This is a genomic window from Frankia sp. AiPs1 (assembly GCF_023716945.1).
GTDB lineage: Bacteria > Actinomycetota > Actinomycetes > Frankiales > Frankiaceae > Frankia.
Genome location: NZ_JAMQQF010000547.1, coordinates 1 through 4,039 on the forward strand (window position 1 = coordinate 1; position 4,039 = coordinate 4,039).

General features: G+C 72.3%; 2 protein-coding genes. Both read right to left on the minus strand.

Annotated features, from left to right (window positions below; all coding sequences use genetic code 11):
* On the minus strand, nt 1-3,678 hold a 3,678-nt coding region (locus tag ND748_RS27065), incomplete at its 3' end, for a type I polyketide synthase (RefSeq protein ID WP_285902771.1).
* 42 nt (nt 3,679-3,720) lie between these two features.
* Nucleotides 3,721-4,039, minus strand: a 319-nt coding sequence (locus ND748_RS27070; protein WP_251749037.1) for a hypothetical protein, incomplete at its 5' end; no start/stop codon positions are given.

The following is a 4,039-nucleotide window of genomic DNA, read 5'->3' on the forward strand; positions in this document are numbered from 1 at the left end:
GTGTCGGGCGATGTGGCTGCCGAGGGCGCCGGTGCCGCCGGTGATGAGGACAGTCCCGTCGGGGTCGAGGGGCGCGGTCGGGGCGGCCGTGAGCGGTGCGGGTGTGAGGTGGGGCAGATGAACACCCGTGGGGCGCAGCGCGAACTGGGTGTGGCCGGTCGCGGCGAGGGCGGTGGCGAGCTGGGTGGCGGTGCCGGCGTCCCAGGTGGCGGGGAGGTCGATGAGGGTGCGGTGATGCTGGGGGTGCTCCAGCTCGGCGGTGCGGACGAGGCCCCAGACGTGGGCCTGGGTGGGGTGGGCCAGGGGGTCGTCGGCGTGGGTGGCGGTGGCCGCGGTGGTGAGCAGGTGCAGCGCGACGGCGGGGTGGTCGATGTGCTCCTGGAGCAGGTGGAGGGTGTTCGCGAGGCCGGTGGGCAGCGTCGGGTGATGCGGGTGGGGTGTCTCGTCGAGGGCGAGCAGCGACAGGATGCCGGCCGTCGCGCCGTCGATGCGGGCGTCGAGCGCCAGCGCGAGGCTCTTCCGGCCGCTCGCGCCGTCGACCTCCAGCAGCTCGACCCGCGCGCCGTGCGCCGTCAGCGCGTCCACGCAGCTGGACGTCAGCTGCGCACACCGCGCGCCGCGCGGGACGACGACCAGGTAGTCGCCGGTGAGCGAGGCCGGTCCGCCCGCCGGTAGCAGGTCCCACTCGAGGCGGTAGCCCCAGGACCGGTATTCCTGTCCGTCGTGGTGCCACTGCTGCCGCCAGCCGGCGAGTGCGGGGAGCATCGAGGCCAGCGACGACCGTGCCTCAGGGGCCTCGATGCCCACCAGGTCGGCGAGCTCGGCGCTGTCCACCCGGTCCACCGCCGACCAGAAGCGGTCCTCCCTCGCGTCGGTGGCGGGGCGCTGGTTACGGTCGAGCCAGTAGCGCTGGCGGTCGAAGGCATACGTCGGCAGCAGGAGCCGCCGGCCGGTCTCGGCAGTCGGCGGCACGAGACCGGCCCAGTCCACCGCGACACCGACCGTCCACAGGCGGGCCAGGCCGCGGGCGAGCGCCACGGGCTCCGGGACCTCCGGGCGGCTCAACGCGATCTGAGCAGCACCCGACGACCCCTCGGGCAGGCAGTCCGCGACCATCGCCGTCAGCGCCCCGCGCGGACCCACCTCCACGAACGTCCGCACCCCGCTGCCGGCCAGCGTCCCCACAGCACGCTCGAAGCGCACCGTCTCCCGGACATGACGCACCCAGTAGGAGGGATCGCTCAGTTCCGCTGGCTTGGCGTCATCGCCCGTGAGCGTCGAGACGATCGGGATCCGCGGGGGTTCGTACGCCAGCGACCGAGCCACCGCCTCGAACTCGGCGAGCATCGGATCCATCCGGTGCGAATGAAAAGCGTGCGACACCCGCAACCGCCGGCCGCGGGAACCCCGGGACTCGGCGAAGGCCACCACGGCGTCGACCGCGTCCTCGTCGCCCGACACGACGACCGACCGCGGGCCGTTCACCGCCGCCACCGCCACCCGGCCGGACAGGCCCCGCTCATCGAGATACTCCCGCACCTCGCGCTCCGCCATGGCCACAGCGGCCATCGCGCCGCCCGCCGGCAACGCCTGCATCAGACGGCCCCGCGCGGCCACCAGACGACACGCGTCCTCCAGCGACCACACCTTCGCCAGGTAGGCCGCCGTCAGCTCCCCGATCGAATGCCCCGCCATCACGTCCACCCGCACTCCGGCGGTCTCCACCATCCGGAACAGCGCCACCTCGAAGGCGAACAGTCCGGTCTGCGTGAACACCGTGTCATCCAGGGCGCCGCCGCCCTCACCGAACATCACCGCTCGCAGCGAGCAGCCCAGCAGGCGGTCGAACTCCGCGCACACCTCGTCCAGCGCGGCGGCGAAGACGGGCGACGCGGCAGCGAGCTCGCGACCCATTCCCAGCCGCTGCGCCCCCTGACCGGCGAACAGAAACGCCGTCCGCGCGTCCACCGCCACACCCGACGCGGCGCCGGCGGCAGCGCGACCGGCGGCGAGACCGTCCAGTCCCGCGAGGAGGCCGTCGCGATCCGCACCGACCACCGCGAGCCGATGCCGCAGGGCCGGTCGAGTCAGCAACGTCGCACCGACGGCGGCGGGATCGGCGTCCGACTCCCGCACGAACCGTGCGAGCTCCCGCGCCTGCGCCTCCAGCCCTCCCGCAGTACCCGCGCTGACCAGCCACGGGATGCCAGCTCCCGCCAGCATGGACGAATCTGCGGCTGGCCCGGCGGCGGGGGACGCGTCGGCCGGGGCGGCGGGCGCCTCCTCCACGAGGAGGTGGGCGTTGGTTCCGGAGACACCGAACGACGAGACGCCGGCGTGGCGGGCCCGCTGCCCACGTGGCCAGGCCATCGGCTCGGTCAACAGCTCCACCGCGCCGGTCTCCCAGTCGACCAACGGCGACGGCTCCCCCGCGTGCAACGTCCGCGGCAGTTCCTCCCGCTCCAACGCCATCAGCATCTTAATGACCCCGCCGACGCCCGCCGCGGCCACCGAGTGGCCGATGTTTGACTTCAACGATCCCAGCCGCAGCGGTCGGCCGGCCTCCCGCCCCTGGCCATAGGTGTTGAGCAGCGCCTGCGCCTCGATCGGATCTCCCAGCTTCGTCCCTGTGCCATGGGCCTCCACCGCGTCGACGTCGCCCATCGACAGGCCCGCGTTCGCCAGCGCGGCCCGGATCACCCGTTCCTGCGACGGGCCGTTCGGCACGGTCAGCCCACTGCTCGCACCGTCCTGGTTCACCGCCGAACCGCGAATCACCCCGACTATCTGGTGCCCGAGTCGACGTGCCTCCGACAACCGCTCCAGCACCAGCAGTCCGACACCTTCGGCCCAGGCCGTCCCGTCGGCGTTCGCCGAGAACGGCTTGCACCGACCGTCCGGCGCCAACCCGCGTTGCCGCGAGAACTCGATGAACCCCCCCGGACTCGCCAGCACCGTCACCCCGCCCGCCAGCGCCAGCGAGCACTCCCCGAGTCGAAGGGCCTGCACCGCCAGATGCAACGCCACCAGCGACGACGAACACGCCGTGTCCACCGACACTGCCGGACCCTCGAACCCGAACGTGTACGACACTCGACCCGACAGCACACTCGCCAGGTTCCCGGTCATCGTCTGGCCCTCGACGCCGGCTTCGACGTGGTCCGTGTCCGGGATGTACGCCGACGTCGACGCCCCGACGTAGACGCCGGTCCGGCTTCCCCGCAGTGCCGCCGGGTCCAGGCCCGACCGCTCCAGTACCTCCCACGCGACCTCGAGCAGCAGTCGCTGCTGCGGATCCATCGCCAGCGCCTCACGCGGCGAGATCCCGAAGAACTCCGCGTCGAACCCGGCCACATCGTCGAGGAAACCCCCGCGGCGCACATACGACTTGCCCAGCGCCTCGGGGTCCGGGTCGAACAGGTCCTCCGCCCAACCCCGGTCCGACGGCAGCTGGGACGTGGCATCGGTCCCGGCCGCCACCACCTCCCAGAGGCCCTCGGGTGACCGAATCCCACCGGGAAAGCGGCAGGCCATAGCGACCACGGCGATCGGCTCGCGGGCCGCCCGGGAGGCCTCGCGCGAGGCCTCGACCAGCAGCTGGTTCTCCCGCTGCAGCCGGTCGCGCTCCTTGAGTGAGGCACGGAGCGCGCGGACGACATCCTCGTGTGTTGCGGCCATGGTGGTCCCCTGCCTTCGTTCGGGTTCAGAAATCGGCCGGATTCAGGACTCGGCGCCGAGGGCGATCTGGAGGAGGTCGTCGAGCGCCATCGCGTCGATGGAGTCCTCACTCGGTTCGGAGTCCGTGCTGTGCGGCGAGCCTTCGACTTCCGGATCGTCAAGGCCCAACAGGATCAGCAGGGGTTTCATCAGCCCGGCTTCACGAAGCCTGGTCAGCGGTATTTCGGCGAGGGCCCGACGGATTTCTGTGTCTCCGGTCGCGCCCGGCGCCGGGCTTTCCTGTGCCGTGGAGTTGGTGTGTGGTGTGAGTTTGTGGAGGAGGTGGTGGGTGAGGGCGGTGGGGGTGGGGTGGTCGAAGATG